Origin of the sequence: Sphingobacterium detergens (assembly GCF_003610355.1) — a bacterium.
Lineage (GTDB): Bacteria > Bacteroidota > Bacteroidia > Sphingobacteriales > Sphingobacteriaceae > Sphingobacterium > Sphingobacterium detergens.
Window position 1 is genome coordinate 563,476 of sequence record NZ_RAPY01000002.1, and the last position, 17,977, is coordinate 581,452.

Here is a 17,977-nt window from a genome sequence, read left to right on the forward strand (position 1 = left end):
GTTATGAAAACTTTTACTTATTTATATGGGGTTAAATTATTCAGTTTATTCTCCATAAAAAAATCAAATTTCTCTTTATTAAAATAGTTTTGCCTGTTATTCTCAGTAATAAGTTTCTTTGCGAGTTGAGTATATTTGATGAAATCCTGATCTTTCAAAAATCTACTTTCTGTATTCAAGATAAGCCCCAAATAGTCTCTGGGATTATTGATAACCGATTGACTAAATATTGTAGTAGCGTAACCAAGCATGATTTTACATGCGGAATTAAACTGTTCCTCTCTCTTTTTGGTACTTATTTGATCGCTATGAAGGCGATATTTCAAAAGTGGGCTAGGTATGCTCCCAAATTTTAAACCGGAAAGAGTTGCATCAACCCATAACTTATAATCTTCCGCATGGTTGGCTAAACGATCGTAATAAAGTTTATTGAAATTAAGATTTTCTTTTCTCATTACAACAGTAGGGTGACAAATAGCGTTATGATGTAAAAACACCAACGAAAGATCTTCGTGGCCTGTCGGAACATTTATTCGTTTTTGTGGAATAATGTTATTATTGTCGGACCTGGGTAGTATTTCATAGTCAGAGCCGACAATACTTAGCTCTGGATTTTGGTTGAGAAATTCAATTTGAAGTTCGAATCTATCAGTACGGGATACATCATCACAATCCATTCGTCCTAAAAATTGACCTTTTGAAAAATAAATTCCTTTATTTAGAGACCGTATTATTCCCTCATTGTTTTTATTAGCTATATAGACAATTCTATTGTCATAAAAAGACCGAACAATTTCATCTGTTTTGTCCGATGATCCATCATTTATGATCACAAATTCAAATTCATAAAAGGTTTGAGTCAATATACTGTTGATTGCTGTTTCAAGATATTTTTCTCCATTGAAAATGGGCATTACCACAGATAATATGGGGCGATTTGTCATATGTGGCTTGTATTGAAAATAAAAAATAGAAATTTCAGTAAAATCATCATCGGATTTGTATTGGTACTTCATAAATAGGTTTTAACATATTTGTCTATTTATGTTATATAATCGGCAATTAATATACGGTAAAAAATAATGTTTAAAATAGTAAAATATTTTCGAAATGCCATTATCTTGAAAAGTGTTTTATTAGCAACTTAATTTTTAATTCAGACCATCATACCGTTCTCTTAATATTGGGGGGCTAAGTCTTACACATCAAAAGGGCCTGATGTTAAATCAGACCCTTTCTCTTAGCGTTTACTGGTACAGTAATTTTTATGTTTTCTATCGTTTCCTCTTTTTTGTTTCGTCATCCAATGTTTTTAACGACTATTGGATTTTCACTGTACGACGCCAATTTTTATGTTGAACCTTTCTTTCGAAAGGTAGCTTGTAGCCGTTTTGTGTAGTAAGAACAATAGTCATTTCGAAATAGTTTTATTGGAGTGATTTTTTTTATAAATTCAATAGGATTATTGAAGTATATCTTACAAGAACAAATTCGTCATGAGAACCGATGAAAATCCTAAACTCCCTATAAATTCTGAGAAATGATATTACCATCAAAATCTAGTTCATAACAATTCGATTGGAAGTCGACCAGTTTTATGCTTTTTGGTAGTACAGTCATTTCTTTGTGGCCATCATTATTTACCCAGATATCGTGTCCTCCAAATCGCCATTTTATTTCTCCGAGCTTTGTTATTCTTAGGATTTCAAGTTCACCATGTACGAGTAAATCATCTTTTAATTTCTGAACACTGAAATTCGTTACGTAATCTACTTGTCCTTTCCATTTAAGCGTTAAGTCTGGAATATTTAAATAATACAGTTTATTCCCCGCGCAAATATAAAGTACATTCTCCTCGATTATAAAAGAGGACTCGCTCAATCCTGTGAAAACCCCTATATCACAAAGAATCGCACTAGCCACTTCATCTTGACCATGCTTTACTAAAATGGCAACGTTAGATACGTTGCTATATCGATCACATGAATCATCAACATATACCCGTTTGTAGCGTCTGAGATTATCGGCGGACTCCACTGTAAATTGGTGATCGGTATTGATTAATACTTTATATTGTCGATAGGAAATTTCAATCATTTGAACTTGTAGAAGCTTTTGTTATTAAAGATAGTAGTTAGAGTCTGATTATCGAAAATTGAGTGCGTTATTCTAAGTCTTTTCACCTCCCCATTCCCCTCATTCACCGAGTTTTCCTGATCGTTGGTCTAAAGCCTGTAGGCTAGGGTCGTATTGTGTTGTAGTTTTGAGTCAACAAATAAGAACAATATAACTAACACAATAAAAAAAGACATTATGAAAACGCTAGTAAAAACATTCGCAGCAGCAGCCTTAATCGCAGTATCTACATTCGCAATGGCGGCTGAAGGCCCAGGTTCAAAAGCAGCAAAAGCAACCATTAACCTTTCTACAGCAGACTTGGCACTCGATCACTATGTTGCGGTAACTACTGAGGGAGAATCGGCAGGTGTGGAGCAGTTATTCGCAACTGATTTCAACCAAAAGATCCAAGCTACCAATGCACAAACTTATAGCCGTGAAGCAGTGGTCAAATCTTTGAAAAAACAAAAAGGCGAGAGGCTAAATTGTACAGTAACTACCGACATCATCGAAGAATCAGCTGACTATATGGTGGCTAAAGTGACTCTAAAATTTGAAAATTTCAGCAAAGTAGACGTTGTGACTTTGGTATGTGAAGGTAATAACTGGAAAGTATCCAAATCAATCAATTCCTATAAATAAGAGCCATCTTAAATAAATATATAAATGTTTTAGAACCACATCATTTCCGATGTGGTTTCTTCTGTGTTTAGAAGAAAAATTAGACATAATACAAGGACTAATTTAGGAGGAGGACTCTGTAAGATTAGGGGTAAACTTGATGAAATTATTGATAATAAGTGGCGTAATAACTCTCAAGATAGCTTTTAAAGAGATGTGGAGCATAAATTTAAATAAAGAACTAGTAGAAAGATTAGGGAAAGAAGTGGTTGTTCGGAATTTCCGACATACCACTCAGCTTGGTGCAATCGAAAATAAAATCTAGACCCTAGATGTGAAATATTGGCAAAATTCGGCTTGACTTGATGGATATAGGACAGCTTCTAGATTTTTGTAAGCAGTCATATGTTTATCCTCTGACATTTTATTTAAATTGATTAACCTCCATTTCACAGAGGGAAGTTCCGAGACTAAAGCTGCATCCAGGCCCAGAAGTGCCCAATTAGGTGTCCTATTTTTGACGGAGAGCAAGAATTTACGTTCATTATCTGTCATCTCCTTGTTGATATCTTCAATGAGTTTCTCTCGTACGGAAAGTAGTTCCTCCAACGAAATATCAATTTTTGCCATTTAGTAGATAATATGGGTATGAAAGTAGCACTGGCTGGGATATTAATCCCAATAGAATTAATGAAGGCGATTCTATCTGGTTAAAATATGCTACTGAAGACCCACGTTTAATTATTACAGAATTGGAAAATAATTATTAAGTAACGGATAAGCATAGTTTGAATCTCCAAATCAAATTTTTTCACCTCCCTATCCCCACCATTCACCGAGTTTTCCTGATCGTTGGTCTAAAGGCCATAGGCTGGGGGCGTATTGTGTCGTAGTTTTGAGTCAACAAATAAGAACAATATAACTAACACAATAAAATAAAGACATTATGAACTCATTAGTAAAAACATTCGCAGCAGCAGCCTTAATCGCAATATCTACTTTCGCTATGGCAGCAGAAGGACCAGACTCAAAATCTGCAAAAGCAACCATCAACCTTTCTACAGCAGACTTGGCACTCGATCACTATGTTTCGGTAACTATTGAGGGAGAATCGGCAGGTGTGGAGCAGTTATTTGCAACTGATTTCAATCAAAAGATCCAAGCTTCCAATGCAAAGACCAACAGCCGGAACGAAGTCGTTAAATACTTGAAAAAACAAAAAGGTGAGAAGCTAAATTGTACAGTAACTAGTGATATTATCGAAGAGTCAGCTGACTGTATGGTTGCCAAGGTAACTCTAAAATTTGAGAACTTCACCAAGACTGATCTTGTGACCTTGGTTCGCGAGGGTAATGTGTGGAAAGTATCCAAATCTATCAATTCATATAAATAGTATCCAATAATTAGTGGTCTGCCACAGCATTCGGAGGCAGACTATTAGTGAATCATATGTTTATTTAAGGCCACGTCGTGAGATGTGGCTTTCTCTGTTTTTGGGACAGCAAAGTAGCGACTTTTCGGTTGTTCCGTTTTACCGACAACATAGCTCTACTTTACCTTCATTTGCCCTCTTCCCGAACCTAAATTTGTGTAACAATTGAAATAAACGCATGATGATACCCACTTCTGAGGGCAATCTTATTGCCGTTAAGTGTCAGATTAAAGCGGTTAACAGACTGATTTAAGTCGGTAAATGGTCGCTTCATGTGTTTTAATCAGCTTATGTTTTATGTTACACAATTAAATTAAATTTTTATGAAAACACAGTATTCAAACATGGAAAAATTAACGACTGAACCGTTTGTTGGAACAGTCCAAGACAATGTGAATCGTTCGTATACCGTAGTGACCACTTGGTATGACGGTAGTCCAATGGATGACTCTAAACTCGATCAATGGGGCATTTATATTAAGAATGAAACTACTGGGGAATATCTTAGAGAAGATAAGCCATTATGGGGAGAACTCTTTTTAGAGGTAGACACAGTAACCGCACTCCGGGCGATGTCATTATATTATCAATTTTTGATAAAAATAGGCTATTATAAAGGCGTACGACTTTTAGGATACTATGCAAAGGGAGATTTTGGGAGGGTGCAATCTCTCAATTATTTTCTTTCGGCGGCAAATAAGCCAGACGATGGTGGTAGTATGTATGAACTGAGCACGATAAAGCTGCAAACAGATTTTGTCGGTGAGATCGACGTCACTTGGTATGGGGCGAAAGGCGATGGTATTAAAGATGATACCATTTCCATACAAAATGCACTTAATACAGGCAATACCAAAATTGTATTCTCAACTCCTAAAGTCGGTTATAAAGTTAGTACCATATATCCGTTGTCTAATCAAACATTGATGGGTGACGGACAGGGGCAGGGTATTATTGGAAATGGTGTTGATATAACAGTCATTATCGGGAGTGAGGGTATCATTCCTAACAGAGTGGGCAGAGTTACCATTGAGAGTTTAAAAGTGAGTAACAATGGAACCACTGCAATATATATCCGGAATACGTTTAATATAAAAATTTTAAATTCCTCAATATCGAGTACCAAGGGGATTGCGGTGAAATTGTTTTATTCTTGGCGAATAACGATCCTTAATAACTTCATAACATCGTCAGGAGCTAATACCTGGGGCGTGTATGGGATGAACAATATTAATGGCTTGGTTTGCAATGGTAATACCGTCACAGGTGGACAAGGTGGTGGCGCGATATGTGTAGGTCAGGCCCAAAGTATAGCAATAAACTATAATATCATTGAGACTTCACTAAAAGGAATTTATGTAGCAGCTGACGATGGCGAAATCAATGATCCCGAAAGTGGTTCGGTCAACGGATTTGAGATAAATAATAATTACATCGAAAATTGTGTACGCCCTTTTTCCATTGGGAGCCGATTTTTTGCCGGATCAGGCAGTGTATCGAATAATTTTGTCAGTAATGGTTTTGCAAAGGGTGTTAACAATGGGAATTTTACGCCAGAACAATTTGCGGAACATGGAATTATAGTGATGGGAAGAAATCGTGGTGTTAGATTCGATAACAATTTTCTATCGTGTAAATGGTCGCCAACGTTTGAATTTGCAACAGAGTTTATTAATATTGAAAATCCTAATCCATTCTTTTATGATTGCGGATTTAATGGGAATCATATTGAGGGACGGAATATCGACGTTCTACTGTACTTTTTCTCAGGTAAATATGCCAGTGCGAGTTATGACAACTATAAACGTACTGTTGGTGGTAGAAACTATTTAGGATTTCTTCGGGAATCACCAAGAGGTAATCTAACCTCAACAGAAAATAGGGAATGGATTTCTCCGGTGATCACCGCAAATATTGGTTTGTCTATTCGCAGCTGGATTGATAGAAATATTATTGAGCTAGGAGGGGATATTATTTCAGTTGACTTGATAGACGCGGTTGGAGAACTGGAGGGAGCGCGTCTGTATGTCGGAACGTCAGCGGATAACGGGCAGGTCGTCAATAATTTGGATTTATCCACGGTTACTGTTCTCAACAATAGCGGTAATATAGTTAATGGCAGATTTTCTCGAGTACTTCGTAATTATGTGAACACAATTTACGTTCGCAAGTCAGATCTTGCAGCATCAACTGGTACATTTCGCATTAAAATAGTCTATCGTGCAACTTAATTGTTAATTTATATTGCAGGGCCACGTCGTGAGATGTGGCTTTTTTACGTCAAAAGGGCCTGATTCTCATCAGACCCTTTCTCTTAGCGTTTTTTGTACAGTAATTTTTATGTTTCTTATCGTTTCCTCATCCAATGTTTTTGAAGACAATTGGATTTTCACTGTACGACGCCAATTTTTATGTTGAACCTTTCTTTCGAAAGGTAGCTAATAGCCGTTTTGTATAGTAAGAACAACAGTCGATTTGAAATAGTTTTATTGGAGTAAATTATTTTTGATAAATTGTAGTAACTGAACTGAAAATTTTGATAAATAATTGAATAGTCATTGTAATTAGATGTGAATCTTATTCTGGGTAAAGTTTGTTGAACGAGCAAAGGAAACTATTTGCTAAATTTAGTCTGGTTTCCGCCCCCCCCCCCATAAAAAAGGTTGTTTTCTCAATTGCTGTTCATACTGTTCTTTGTTTATAAACGGCCATAGATGGTGATCTCCTGTATTTTTAAATTCATTATGCTGTTCTTTTCGTTCATTTAGTTTCACCACATAATGTTGTCCCAAGGTCAGCGCTGTAAATAGCAAGTCTTTAAATGATAGCCGAAATAGTGGATTTGTATGATCAAAGTAAGGCCATTCGTATTCAAAATCAGAGTATAGAAATAAAATGTATCTACTAATATCGTCTAGCGCTTCATCGGAAAGCTTGTATTTATCGGTCAGTGTATGGTGTTCTAGGTCACTGTAAAGGCACCAGCATAGTTCAAGCATTGGCCTTATAATAGGATCATCAGATTTTGCCTCTTTTGAACGATAATATTGTTCAGGCAGCCAGCCGAATGAGATATCCTCAGTAATTGATTCTTCAAATTCGTCATTACTAATAAGTCCGACTACTAAGTGGCGTAAATGGCAAGCAAGCTTTTTTCGGCGTTCTAAGTCAACCATAATAACATGTTTTACGAAATTGAATATAGTTTTTAAAGCTACTTTCTCCTACCAGGGGAGTATTTACGAGTGTAAAAATAATGAAAAATTACTCTTGCTTTTTGTTCAGCAGTAAATAATGCTTTCATTTGACTTCCACCTTCCCATTCCTGCCATTCACCGAGTTTTCCTGTCCATTAGTCTAAAGCCCGTAGGCTAGGGGCATATTGTGTTGTAGTTTTGAATCAACAAATAAGAACAGATATAAACTAACAATATAAAATAAAGACATCATGAAAACGCTAGTAAAAACATTCGCAACAGTAGCCCTTATCGCAGTATCCACATTTGCTATGGCAGCTGAAGGACCAAGCTCAAAAAACATAAAAGCAAACGTTAACCTTTCCACAGCAGACTTGGCACTTGATCACTATGTTGCGGTAACAACCGAAGGAGAGTCGGCAGGAGTAGAACAATTATTTGCTGAAGACTTCAGCCAAAAAGTTCAAGCTTCTAATGCACAAAGCCATAGCCGTAGCGCGTTGATCAAATCTTTGAAAAAGCAAAAAGGCGAGAAGCTAAACTGTACAGTAACTAGCGACATTATCGAAGAGTCAGCTGACTATATGGTTGCTAAAGTAACTTTAAAATTTCAAGATTTTACCAAAACTGACTTGGTGACTTTAGTACGCGAAGGTAATGACTGGAAAGTTTCAAGTTCTGTGAACGCATATAAATAATTTACCGAAGCTAGTTGTCAGCTCGGTCATATCAGAAGCTGACAACTAGTGAATCATATGTTTATTTAAGGCCACGTCGTGAGATGTGGCTTTTTTTATGTCCGAATATTTTGATTCTGAGCAAAAAAGATTATTGTTTTTGCATAATTCCATATTGCTTATTTTGATTATTCTCGATCTTTTTTCCAGCATAGGTTTCAAAAATATATTTCGTAGTTGCTTTTAGTGAGCGTCTAGGTTGTACAGGATGGAAGCCGGGAGCTGTGAAAAATTCAATTTCATTGTCGATCTTCGAATACCAAATATTACCCAAATCTTTTAACCCTAGTGTGTCCAGCCTGGTGATTTTTCGGAAGTGTTCCAGTTTTTCTTTATCTAATCCAATTACCTGATAACGCTGTGTTTTATTTTGACAGTCTATCTGAATATATCTTTCTCCGTTCCAGCACATGCAATCGCTCGGTGTAATAATACCAATTATAATAAAAATAACGACTATCAAGGATGTAGCAGCAGAAAATCTTATAGCAATCTTATTCTTTTTATAGAAATATCTTAACTGGCTAACCTTATCCTTTTCATCTGTCGGTGGTGGATCATCCGGTCCATCTGTTGACGGTGGATTATCCTTTTCATCTGTCGGTGGTGGATTATCCGGTCCATCTGTCGGCGGTGGATCATCCGGTCCATCTGTTGACGGTGGATTATCCTTTTCATCTGTCGGTGGTGGATTATCCTTTTCATCTGTTGACGGTGGATTATCCTTTTCATCTGTCGGCGGTGGATTATCCGGTCTATCTGTCTGTGGTGGATTATAGCTAATTTGAAATGGCCTCGGTTTATAATCTACAAGTATAGCTAGTAGTTTCACTACGCGATTGCCAGGGTTTTGTGTTATACTGAGTATAAACTTTTGTAGTGCTTTTAATGATCCTGTATTATATTTCGAGATAGCATCCTCTAAACTCTTCTCTTTTTTTTGAGGATCGAAGAATTTTTGTAAAATATCGATGTCCGTTTGGGGAAGTCCTTCTGACAATCTGACTAAACAGTAGTCTCTCAAATTTGCGGGCGATGGATTAACCATTAGATCATCGAGCTCATGTCTAATTTTCTTCGCCTCATAAAGGGCAAGAACTTCTTCTTTAAATTGGGCAAATGTCGTTGGCATGGTATCAAAAATACGTTAATTCTATATCGGAATTTACGGAATCCCGTAATTAAATAGCCAATCAGTACATCGGAATTTTCGGAATCACAAGAATTTCATAAGACCTTTCGGATATATCGGAATCATTTGATAAAAAGGTTTTTAACGCCTATAACTTTGTTCTCGAAGTCAGATGATAGATCGATTAAAATATAAGACTAAGATACTAATCTGATTTCACAATGAGAAGATCTCGCGGTAGACATTAGCCGGTTTGGGAAGCAGCTTCTGCCTCCCGCGATTGACACTCTTACTTCCCAAAAAATTCAGAAGGCCTTCTGAAAACATTTGTAGCAACCCAGTGCATGGGGCACTCGGGCCTACCAAGTTTTTGACTTTTAATTTTTTGAGTTATGTGGAGTTTAATATTATATTTTTTGTTTGGAATCGGTCAACCGTCTAATTCGCAACCAAACCCTGATCATTCGACGGTACAGACAATGGGTATTGACGATCCCACTGATGGTGATGGAGGAGATGTAGGATCAGTTAGACCTCCAAAAGGTAAATAGAGATTATATTTGAAGGGCGGATTATTTCCGCCTTTTTTATTTAAGAAGGTTTTTGTTTCGTCATTTAATTTAGATATTTTAGACTAAAATAACCTGATTTGAAGTATTATTATCTATATTTTTTATTATTCTTTTTGTTTTCTAGTTGTCAAAGAGTTGAAAATGAGAATCTAATCAAGAGAGAGAATCCTGATTTTGATAAAGCATATAAGTTTTTAGAAGAAGGAAATACTGATTCCTCTTATTTCTTTTTCGAACAAGCTAAACAAGTATTCTTAGAAGAAGGTGATAGTGTTGGAGTTGCCAAATGTTTAATTAATATGGCAATTACCCAAAGAGAGCAAGGAGATTATTATGGTGCTCAAGAGACATCTCTTGAGGCCCTAAGATGTCTGGATATAAAGAATACAAAACACGGTATATATTTGAGTACCATTTATAATAATTTAGCCATATCTGTTTATGAACTTAAAGACTATGAACAGGCCATCAAATTCTATGATACTGCTATTAAATATTCTGATGATTCGACTTCTACTCAGATATATATGAATAATTTGGCTAGAGCACAACATGAGCAAAAGGACTATAAAAAAGCTATTGATATTTATAGTAAAGTATTGAGAAAGGAGAAAAGAGGTAGTTCGGAATATGCTAGAACATTGGCAAATTATGCACAAGCTATGTGGCTAAATGACAATAGCTATAACCCCCTAGTAGCATATTTTGAGGCTTTTCATATACGTGCAAAGTTGAATGATTTATGGGGATTAAACTCTAGCTATGCCCGTTTCTCCGATTATTATTTAAAAATAAACCGTGATTCTTCACTTTATTATGCAAATAAGCAATATGCGATAGCAAAAAAGATAAATAGTGCCGATGACGAAATAAAAGCACTAGAGCGCTTAATTAAAGTTGGGAGTACTGATTCAGTGACATTCTATTTTAACCAATATAAACTCATAAACGACAGTATCCAGCAAGCCCGTGCTGCAGCCAAAAATCAATTTGCTCTGATCCGTTATGAAGTAGAGAAAAACAAAGCCGAAAACCTACGGTTAGAAAAAGAAAATGCTGAAAAACAAAACCGCCTCATTAGACAGCGTGTTATTACCGGTGCAAGTTTATTCCTTCTGATTTTAGTTGCTGGTGGCGGTACCCTCTGGTACAAACGACGCAAGCAACGGCTCGAACTCGAGGCAGAGAACAAGGTCAAAGAAACACAACTCCATCTGTCCAAAAAGATCCATGATGTCGTTGCCAATGGTATCTATCGTGTCATGTCCGAGATTGAACATAACGAAGATGTGGATCGTGACGGTGTACTCGACAAACTTGAAAATATGTACCATCAGTCACGTGATATTTCGCATAATGTCGAACAGCAGACCATCACTGAGATACCGTACAACGAACAGCTGGCCTCCTTGCTCAAGTCTTTTGCTGCAGACCATCGCCGTGTACTGATCGCTGGTAACGATGCTGAGCAATGGATTGATGTCAGTAAGCGTATTAAAGAGGAGGTAAAGCATGTGCTGCAGGAACTTATGGTCAATATGAAGAAGCATAGCCAGGCCGAGCAAGTTGTGGTACGCTTTGAAAAATTGGATCAGCAACTCACTATATATTATAAAGATAATGGTGTCGGGATGCCCGCCGAAAAATCTCAGGGAAAAGGGCTGGCAAATACGGTTTCCCGTATTGAAAGCCTCGGTGGCAAAATTATCTTTGTCAGTGAACCGGGAAAAGGGCTCAGCATTACGACCAATATCCCTCTATAATAAAAAGACAATAATGTATGTTTAAAAAAGTACTCATTGCCGAAGACCACGAGATAGCCAACATTTCAGTGCAGAAAACCTTGCACGACCTGGGTATTCACAATACCAAATACGTGTACTATTGTGATCATGCCCTTACCTGGATCAAAAATGCCATCCGCGATGGAGAATCCTATGATCTGTTGATCACCGATATCGAATTTGAAGACGACGATAGCCCACAGGAGATCAAAGATGGTCTTTCGCTGATCAAAGCCGTTAAGATGGTACAACCCGATATCAAGGTTATTGTGTTGACCGCCAAAGACCGGTCGGCACTGATCAATGAGATGTTTCGAGATAATCAGATTGACGGACTTGTACGCAAAGCTCGTCGGGACGGTCAGCATCTGCGCGAGGCACTCCAGACTGTTTATCAGCACCGTACGTATCAGTCACCCGATAGCAAGAAGTTTATACAGGAACAGAATTCGCACGAGTTTACCCAATTTGACCTTCATATCGTCAAATTGCTCTATGAAGGAATATCCCAAAAGGAGATGCCCGAATACCTACAGCAGCGTGATATTCGACCATCAAGTCTCAGTAGCATCGAGAAACGGCTCAACCTGATGAAAGATGTACTCGGCTTTACCAAAAATGAACAGCTGGTGGCCCATTGTAAGGAACTGGGCTTTATATAAAAATATTTTTACCTCCTTACGGGAACCCGTAAAGGATCGATATTGTATTGCATTAGGTTTGTATGGACGGATTTATAGCAGGAATTATATTTTTCGTTACATAAAAATATCCAATGCACTCAGGATATTTAGCGCTATATGTTAACCAATTTTACGAAAAGAGAAAGGCTATCGGAGGATAGCCTTTCTTTATTATTGGCATATCTCGTTCTTATAGCTGTTTTTTAGAAAAGGAGCTAAATTGCATTATTTTTTTTATCTTACAGATAAATTTTCGATCAGCTCGCTTATCTAAATAATCAATTCGTATGAAAAAGTCTTCAAAGCTAATATCCATCTTCTCTCTCCTTGCGTTGTCATTTAGCTTGTTCATATTCAATTCCTGTTCCAAAGAAGACGTTGCTCCCAAAGAAGGGTTAATCGCGCAGGACCTTAAGAGTCTAACCTTAAATACTGGTTTTACGGATAATATCATTCCTATCAAAGCAGATAGATGGGCTGTTTCTTATGTCAAAGATGCACTTACAGGTGAGATCTTGAAAGATTCGATGGGCAATGCGCTCAAATTGGAAAGTGTGGGCACCGTTGAAATGGAAGCGGGATGGTTAACCTTGGAAAAAACGGCCAGCAATGAGCTAAAGCTCACGCTGCAAGAAAATTTCAGTGACCAGCCGCGGAATTTTGTGATAGGCATCCAATCGTCCGATAGACAGGATGAAATAAGTTTTAGCCAATCTAGGGGTGATGAATACGAACTGATCAACAAGGAAATTAAAGAAATAGAAGGTAGTCGCAAAATATATGTTAGCAGTGAAGGGTGCAGTTCTCTGACAGTAAGAAATGATTCGGATCAGGAGAAAAATGTAGAGACGCTTGAAATCTTTAAAGACGTCAAATACAGCTCCGAATTTTCGAGTAACAGCTACGGTGCTTTTGACTGGATCAATAAAAAAGATGCAAGCATTTTTATGGATGAAGTATTGATAGATGATGTTAGTCATTGGCAGGGGAAAGTCCTCTATGTCAAAGGGAAGACCTTTGAAAATTATATCAAACCAGGAAATAGTCAAACATTAGCGCTCAAACCACATCGGAGTCTCTCTATTCGCGGTGAGTTTACCTACCTTGAGCGAAGCTGCAATTATACCTTTACCATAAAAAATAAAAATTCAGGGCATCGTTTTAATTTGAAGGGTGTTTGGAAGCAAAAGGTTCCGTTGATCTCCCATACGATAATAGAATAAGCAGATCGATAAATAAGCCATATTTTATCTGTACAGATGTTACGGGACATTTACTTAGCTTGGTTCATTATTTTTATTCGAAAACGTATTGATTGAATTTAGCGCATAGTAAGCGATCCCATTGTCAGGGTATTCTTCCAGAATTTCTTCGTAGAGTGCCTTCGCTTTTTCTGCCTGCATTGTCTGTGAATAACAAAATGCGATATTACAGAGTCCCATTTCCCGGTAGCACATTTTTGAAGAACTTAATACCGTAATTACACGGTATTTATCCACCCATTTGTTTCTCGTAAAATAATCAACACTCTCTTTAAAATGCGTTATTGCTGTTTCAAAGTCGTTTTGTTTGAGTGCTTTCATTCCTTTTCTATGGCTTCTAGGGACGGTCATTCGCAATACAATTGCTAAAATGGAAAAGATAATGACGCCGATGAAAACATCATCTGTCTGAAAGATATATTCGAAAGTGAATAAAAAAGCCAAGGTTATCGCAAATACAATTGCAAATGCAGGCCAGGATATTTGTCGAACAATAGGAACATTTGAACTCATTTTATCAAGATCTAATTTTGGTTGCTATGTGCTGCTAAATATACTGAAAGCCTCGCAAAGTCTTCCTTCTCATTGTTGTTTTTATATTAAGTTTTGCACAAAGAGTAATCCTACCAATTCTTAATTACGCCTTTACGGGAAACCGTAAAATCTCCTTTACGGTTTTTGATAGTTTTGAATCGATGAATCAACAAACATCAGCAAAGTCATATAACCGTATTTAACTGAAAAACACTATGAATACAGATCAATTGATCCAGGATACGCTCTCCGATAGCAGAGTCATCTATGAACGTGTTAGGCAGGAGCTTTCTAAAGCCCGTGCCGAAGTCTTGATTGCAATGGCCTGGTTTACCGATAATGAACTTTTCGCGACAGTTCAGGGATGCCTTGATCGTCATGTAAAAGTTTCAATTATTATATCAGATCAGCCGGATAATGAAAAGCTCGACTTTTCACTCTTGGAAAAACAGGGCGCAGAGGTGACCAAGGTCAAGAATGTTGGCTGGGGGATCATGAATCAGAAATTCTGTGTGATTGACCAAGCCGTTGCTATCACTGGCTCCTATAACTGGAGTAACAACTCCAAAAGCAATAATCATGTAAGCGTCATCGTCACCAATTATCCAAAGACCATTACTGAGCTTACTGATACTTTTCATGGGATCCGAACCCGAGCCATAAGGATCAATAATGGCGAAACATTGGACGATATTATCGCATCTGAAAAAATAGAAACACCCATGCAGATTAAACTAGAAAGCCACAGTTCTCGATACGCAGTGTCGTCGGGAGGTGAACTCAATTTCCAGCAGCAGTCTTTGAAAGAATTTAAAGATGTACTGGACAATATTATCGCTTCCGAAGTAGGGGCTTTTGACAAGGATTTAGTCAAACAGAGCGGTTATAACCGTGCGAAAGAAAACAATGGAGACCATCAGATTCTCCACCAGGCGATGGATAGCCTTTACTCAAATTTTATCAATGAAATTGAAGTTATCGCCGAGAAAAAGGATCGTTTGAAAGTGCGGATAGATGAACAGCAGAAAGTAAGTTCCACCAACATGGAATTTAAAACGGAACAGGAGATTGAAAAGATTAAAACCAATACAACTTTTGATCAGCAAAACTTCGATTCGGATATCAATACCCTGAATGCAAAAATCGAAGAAAAACGCCTTCAAATTAACTCGAATAACAATACGAAGATTCCCTTTATTGAGAGTAAGATTATTGGCCTGAAACAAAAAATCAAAGAATTAGAAGTTGAGTTTATAAAGCCATCGGTCAACAAGCCTATTATGTTTATTCTAGCTGGTACGACTCTATTACTTGCCCTGTATATATTTGTTTTTTACTCCTCAGTTGCTTATATCTTTATTTTCTCGAAAGAAGAAATCAATGAAATGATGTTGTTAGGTTCTGCAAACACACAGTCGCCCGAAGTCTTTAATCCACATGCTATTAGTAAGATAGGGCAGAAAGGGATGGGAGGGATATTATTTCTTTTTTTATTTGTGGCTATTCCGCTCGCACTGGGTATGTATAAAGTTTTTAAAGATCTTTTTGAGGTCAGTGAAAAACAGGAAGTCCAGCAACGAGGTATTATACAAAAGATCAAAATGGCCTTTGTCAACCATTTGGGAATTATTCTTATCCTCGTTGTTGATATTTTTATTGCCTATAAAGTTTCAAAAAATATCAATGATATAGAATTGCTGACCAATAAGACAGACCAACGGCTGTCACTGTCAAATGTACTTGGAGATAGCAATTTTTGGCTTGTATTTATCCTTGGTGCGCTGGGTGTATTTCTTTTTGGATTCTTTTTCGAAAAATTAATGGGTCAGGTCAATGAACGTAACCTTTCTTTTCAACAGCAGAAGACAAAACATATTGTCGAGAGCCACCAGAAAGAGATCAGTGAGTACCAGGATCAGATCAATAAGATCCAATTGGAGAACGATACCATACAAGCTGAACTATTTACGTTGCAAGTGAGCAAAGATGAAAAGATAGGTCAGATTCAGCAGCTTCCGATTCAGCAGAACGAACGAGTAGGAACTTTGCAACATCAACTGCTCACTTTCAAAGAACGGATCAGTAATATTGGACAGATTTACAAGAGCCAGATTGACAATGATAAGCTGCCTATTTCCAAAGCCGAGATGGAAAACCGAGTCAATATTTATATGGAAGGTTGGAGTAAATATCTATACGAGGTGTATGCAATTTTAAAGGCGGAGACCAAAACCCGTGAGGCTGTAGGTGAATGCGAAGCTTGGCTTTCCAATTTGGGACTACAGTCTGATATTAAACATGAACTACTTGAAGATATTGCAGCATTTAATTAACCGCTATTCCAATGAAAATATCCTATATTTTACCACGATTATTTATACTATTCTTGCTTGCCAGTTGCCAGAATGATGACTCCAAAAAGCAGCAGGTAATGCTCAAAGATTACAATATCATTATTGCCCCGGATCTATCCAACAGGATCAATACACACTTATATCCGAAACCAATCCATGATACTGTTTTGATCCAAGATATTGTCAGTCATAGTGATGACCTATTAAAGCTTCACAATCGAAGTTCCGGACAATTAGATGTTTATAAACTTGATTTTATCAACCGTGGAATATTAAATACTTCATCATTCGATCCAAAGAAGATGACTATTGATTTTAATCAGTTTTCTAACAACCAGCTAGATCGGGCCAGTTATATCCGCAAAGGTCTGAAAGGTGATGTAGAAGTCTTTACGGATGAGGTAAATCGGGTCTATGATTATGCATTGAAAAATCCATCCGGTGCAGATGTTTGGAATTACTTTAACGAAACGATTAAAAGTTCGTTGGTAGATGTTTCTCCAAAACGAATAGATGGGAGCAATAAGATCATTGTCGATAAGAAAAATACGAATGTCCTGCTTCTTTTGACAGACGGTTATATTGAGAGCACTAATAAGGGGAGGGGGTATAGACTGGGATCAGAACTTGTAGCCAAGATCCGTAAAGATTACAATGCGAGCGGTAAGCGAGACTTAGCCGCTTTTATACAATCCGATTCCACCTATGCAATCAATAGAACTGATTTTAACCTCAAAGACGTGAACATCTTTATTGCTGAACTTGTTGACCGTTCATTGGATCCAAGCGGTGCGGCCAAAGAACAGCCTACTGATTTTCAGATTATCAAGGTTATCTGGGAGAAGTGGCTGAAAGATAGTGGCTGTGCCAATGTTAAGGTTATTCAGGCTGTGAATACAAAAGAACAGTTTTATCAGGAGTTTGAACAATTCCTCAAAACATTATAGGCAGGATGAAAAAGTGGGTAAACGTAATGATCAAACTAGGTGTAATCGTCCTGTTTTTTCTGCTTGTTTTTTTAATGAGCTGCACACAATCAGAGCAAACTTTCCGGTCTTTCGGTTTTTTGGAAAAAAGCAATCTTCCTTACTCAGATGCGGTACGGGTATATAAAGTAGTCGATGGAGATACCTTTTGGATAAAAAACGGAGCCGGAAAAAATGTAAAAATCAGACTGATCGGTATCGATGCACCTGAAGAGCGAAATGCTTTTCACAAAAAGAAGCATCCTTTTGGAATAACATCCAAACGTTATCTCGATAGCTTGATCCTGCATAAGGAGATCCGATTGGAATATGATGTGGACTCGCTAGACCGTTATGGTCGCACGTTGGCGTACGCTTATCTCAACGATACATTTATAAATGCTGAGATGATCAAAAATGGATATGCGCTATTAATGACTGTACCACCCAATGTGCGTTATCAATCCCAGTTTGTTGCAGGTCAGTCTTATGCGCGCTCAAATCGCTTGGGTCTTTGGAATGTATACGATAATCCTAAACTAGACTGAGTATTCAATCATTGGCAAACTAAAACGGTCTGCTATCT

General features: G+C 37.4%; 17 protein-coding genes. 11 read left to right on the forward strand and 6 right to left on the reverse strand.

The window, feature by feature from the left end:
* Window positions 1–17: 17 nt before the first annotated feature.
* Together DFQ12_RS14445 and DFQ12_RS14450 are read right to left on the reverse strand one after the other, a co-directional pair.
* Window positions 18–1,016 (reverse strand): glycosyltransferase, encoded by a 999-nt coding sequence (locus DFQ12_RS14445; protein WP_120259758.1) that lies wholly within the window; start codon window positions 1,014–1,016, stop codon window positions 18–20.
* A 508-nt stretch (window positions 1,017–1,524) separates the two neighbouring features.
* Window positions 1,525–2,097, reverse strand: a complete 573-nt coding sequence (locus DFQ12_RS14450; protein ID WP_120259759.1) for a hypothetical protein — start codon at window positions 2,095–2,097, stop codon at window positions 1,525–1,527.
* Between the two features lie 216 nt (window positions 2,098–2,313).
* On the opposite strand from DFQ12_RS14450, the gene DFQ12_RS14455 reads away from it, so the two are divergent.
* Complete coding sequence (locus DFQ12_RS14455) at window positions 2,314–2,760, forward strand: nuclear transport factor 2 family protein (protein ID WP_120259760.1); 447 nt, start codon at window positions 2,314–2,316, stop codon at window positions 2,758–2,760.
* Window positions 2,761–3,060: 300 nt separating this feature from the next.
* Here DFQ12_RS14455 and DFQ12_RS14460 read toward each other — a convergent pair whose 3' ends face one another.
* Window positions 3,061–3,369, reverse strand: coding sequence for a hypothetical protein (locus DFQ12_RS14460; protein WP_120259761.1), 309 nt, complete (start codon window positions 3,367–3,369; stop codon window positions 3,061–3,063).
* Between the two features lie 316 nt (window positions 3,370–3,685).
* Here DFQ12_RS14460 and DFQ12_RS14465 point away from each other — a divergent pair, with 316 nt between their 5' ends.
* A complete protein-coding gene (locus DFQ12_RS14465) occupies window positions 3,686–4,132 on the forward strand; it encodes a nuclear transport factor 2 family protein (RefSeq protein WP_120259762.1) in 447 nt (148 codons plus the stop codon).
* 362 nt (window positions 4,133–4,494) lie between these two features.
* The gene (locus DFQ12_RS14470; protein WP_120259763.1) at window positions 4,495–6,402 is read left to right on the forward strand and encodes a right-handed parallel beta-helix repeat-containing protein; all 1,908 of its coding nucleotides are present in this window, start codon (window positions 4,495–4,497) and stop codon (window positions 6,400–6,402) included.
* Between the two features lie 396 nt (window positions 6,403–6,798).
* On the opposite strand, the gene DFQ12_RS14475 is transcribed toward DFQ12_RS14470, so the two are convergent.
* Window positions 6,799–7,347, reverse strand: coding sequence for a hypothetical protein (locus tag DFQ12_RS14475; RefSeq protein ID WP_120259764.1), 549 nt, complete (start codon window positions 7,345–7,347; stop codon window positions 6,799–6,801).
* 272 nt (window positions 7,348–7,619) lie between these two features.
* Here DFQ12_RS14475 and DFQ12_RS14480 point away from each other — a divergent pair, with 272 nt between their 5' ends.
* A complete protein-coding gene (locus tag DFQ12_RS14480; RefSeq protein WP_120259765.1) occupies window positions 7,620–8,066 on the forward strand; it encodes a nuclear transport factor 2 family protein in 447 nt (148 codons plus the stop codon).
* A gap of 130 nt (window positions 8,067–8,196) precedes the next feature.
* Here DFQ12_RS14480 and DFQ12_RS14485 read toward each other — a convergent pair whose 3' ends face one another.
* Window positions 8,197–9,237: a hypothetical protein gene (locus tag DFQ12_RS14485; RefSeq protein ID WP_120259766.1), complete on the reverse strand. Its 1,041-nt coding sequence runs from the start codon at window positions 9,235–9,237 to the stop codon at window positions 8,197–8,199.
* Window positions 9,238–9,629: 392 nt separating this feature from the next.
* On the opposite strand from DFQ12_RS14485, the gene DFQ12_RS28165 reads away from it, so the two are divergent.
* The 4 genes from DFQ12_RS28165 to DFQ12_RS14500 all read left to right on the forward strand — a co-directional run bounded on the left by DFQ12_RS28165 (window position 9,630) and on the right by DFQ12_RS14500 (window position 13,499).
* Complete coding sequence (locus DFQ12_RS28165) at window positions 9,630–9,788, forward strand: hypothetical protein (RefSeq protein ID WP_167457283.1); 159 nt, start codon at window positions 9,630–9,632, stop codon at window positions 9,786–9,788.
* A gap of 320 nt (window positions 9,789–10,108) precedes the next feature.
* The gene (locus DFQ12_RS14490) at window positions 10,109–11,572 is read left to right on the forward strand and encodes a tetratricopeptide repeat-containing sensor histidine kinase (protein WP_147420419.1); all 1,464 of its coding nucleotides are present in this window, start codon (window positions 10,109–10,111) and stop codon (window positions 11,570–11,572) included.
* Window positions 11,573–11,589: 17 nt separating this feature from the next.
* Window positions 11,590–12,255 carry a response regulator gene (locus DFQ12_RS14495; RefSeq protein ID WP_120259768.1) on the forward strand — a complete coding sequence of 222 codons (666 nt, stop codon included), beginning with the start codon at window positions 11,590–11,592 and terminating at the stop codon, window positions 12,253–12,255.
* A 308-nt stretch (window positions 12,256–12,563) separates the two neighbouring features.
* The gene (locus tag DFQ12_RS14500) at window positions 12,564–13,499 is read left to right on the forward strand and encodes a BACON domain-containing protein (protein WP_147420420.1); all 936 of its coding nucleotides are present in this window, start codon (window positions 12,564–12,566) and stop codon (window positions 13,497–13,499) included.
* A 54-nt stretch (window positions 13,500–13,553) separates the two neighbouring features.
* Here the strand turns inward: DFQ12_RS14500 and DFQ12_RS14505 are convergent, their stop codons facing one another.
* Window positions 13,554–14,051, reverse strand: coding sequence for a tetratricopeptide repeat protein (locus DFQ12_RS14505; RefSeq protein WP_120259770.1), 498 nt, complete (start codon window positions 14,049–14,051; stop codon window positions 13,554–13,556).
* Window positions 14,052–14,287: 236 nt separating this feature from the next.
* On the opposite strand from DFQ12_RS14505, the gene DFQ12_RS14510 reads away from it, so the two are divergent.
* Genes DFQ12_RS14510 through DFQ12_RS14520 form a run of 3 tightly spaced genes read left to right on the forward strand, consistent with a single transcriptional unit; the run spans window position 14,288 to window position 17,939 of the window.
* The gene (locus DFQ12_RS14510; RefSeq protein WP_120259771.1) at window positions 14,288–16,405 is read left to right on the forward strand and encodes a phospholipase D-like domain-containing protein; all 2,118 of its coding nucleotides are present in this window, start codon (window positions 14,288–14,290) and stop codon (window positions 16,403–16,405) included.
* Between the two features lie 11 nt (window positions 16,406–16,416).
* On the forward strand, window positions 16,417–17,373 hold the full coding sequence (locus tag DFQ12_RS14515; RefSeq protein WP_120259772.1) for a hypothetical protein: 957 nt from the start codon (window positions 16,417–16,419) through the stop codon (window positions 17,371–17,373).
* A gap of 5 nt (window positions 17,374–17,378) precedes the next feature.
* Window positions 17,379–17,939 carry a thermonuclease family protein gene (locus DFQ12_RS14520; protein ID WP_244211751.1) on the forward strand — a complete coding sequence of 187 codons (561 nt, stop codon included), beginning with the start codon at window positions 17,379–17,381 and terminating at the stop codon, window positions 17,937–17,939.
* Window positions 17,940–17,977 lie beyond the last annotated feature (38 nt).

Excerpts from the sequence above, each read along its gene's own strand:
- DFQ12_RS14485 (WP_120259766.1), bottom strand. The coding sequence starts at position 9,237 with ATGCCAACGACATTTGCCCAATTTAAAGAAGAAGTTCTTGCCCTTTAT.
- DFQ12_RS28165 (WP_167457283.1), top strand. The coding sequence starts at position 9,630 with ATGTGGAGTTTAATATTATATTTTTTGTTTGGAATCGGTCAACCGTCT.
- DFQ12_RS14455 (WP_120259760.1), top strand. The coding sequence starts at position 2,314 with ATGAAAACGCTAGTAAAAACATTCGCAGCAGCAGCCTTAATCGCAGTA.
- DFQ12_RS14460 (WP_120259761.1), bottom strand. The coding sequence starts at position 3,369 with ATGGCAAAAATTGATATTTCGTTGGAGGAACTACTTTCCGTACGAGAG.
- DFQ12_RS14480 (WP_120259765.1), top strand. The coding sequence starts at position 7,620 with ATGAAAACGCTAGTAAAAACATTCGCAACAGTAGCCCTTATCGCAGTA.
- DFQ12_RS14495 (WP_120259768.1), top strand. The coding sequence starts at position 11,590 with ATGTTTAAAAAAGTACTCATTGCCGAAGACCACGAGATAGCCAACATT.
- DFQ12_RS14450 (WP_120259759.1), bottom strand. The coding sequence starts at position 2,097 with ATGATTGAAATTTCCTATCGACAATATAAAGTATTAATCAATACCGAT.
- DFQ12_RS14515 (WP_120259772.1), top strand. The coding sequence starts at position 16,417 with ATGAAAATATCCTATATTTTACCACGATTATTTATACTATTCTTGCTT.
- DFQ12_RS14445 (WP_120259758.1), bottom strand. The coding sequence starts at position 1,016 with ATGAAGTACCAATACAAATCCGATGATGATTTTACTGAAATTTCTATT.
- DFQ12_RS14465 (WP_120259762.1), top strand. The coding sequence starts at position 3,686 with ATGAACTCATTAGTAAAAACATTCGCAGCAGCAGCCTTAATCGCAATA.
- DFQ12_RS14520 (WP_244211751.1), top strand. The coding sequence starts at position 17,379 with ATGAAAAAGTGGGTAAACGTAATGATCAAACTAGGTGTAATCGTCCTG.
- DFQ12_RS14475 (WP_120259764.1), bottom strand. The coding sequence starts at position 7,347 with ATGGTTGACTTAGAACGCCGAAAAAAGCTTGCTTGCCATTTACGCCAC.
- DFQ12_RS14470 (WP_120259763.1), top strand. The coding sequence starts at position 4,495 with ATGAAAACACAGTATTCAAACATGGAAAAATTAACGACTGAACCGTTT.
- DFQ12_RS14505 (WP_120259770.1), bottom strand. The coding sequence starts at position 14,051 with ATGAGTTCAAATGTTCCTATTGTTCGACAAATATCCTGGCCTGCATTT.
- DFQ12_RS14510 (WP_120259771.1), top strand. The coding sequence starts at position 14,288 with ATGAATACAGATCAATTGATCCAGGATACGCTCTCCGATAGCAGAGTC.
- DFQ12_RS14500 (WP_147420420.1), top strand. The coding sequence starts at position 12,564 with ATGAAAAAGTCTTCAAAGCTAATATCCATCTTCTCTCTCCTTGCGTTG.
- DFQ12_RS14490 (WP_147420419.1), top strand. The coding sequence starts at position 10,109 with ATGGCAATTACCCAAAGAGAGCAAGGAGATTATTATGGTGCTCAAGAG.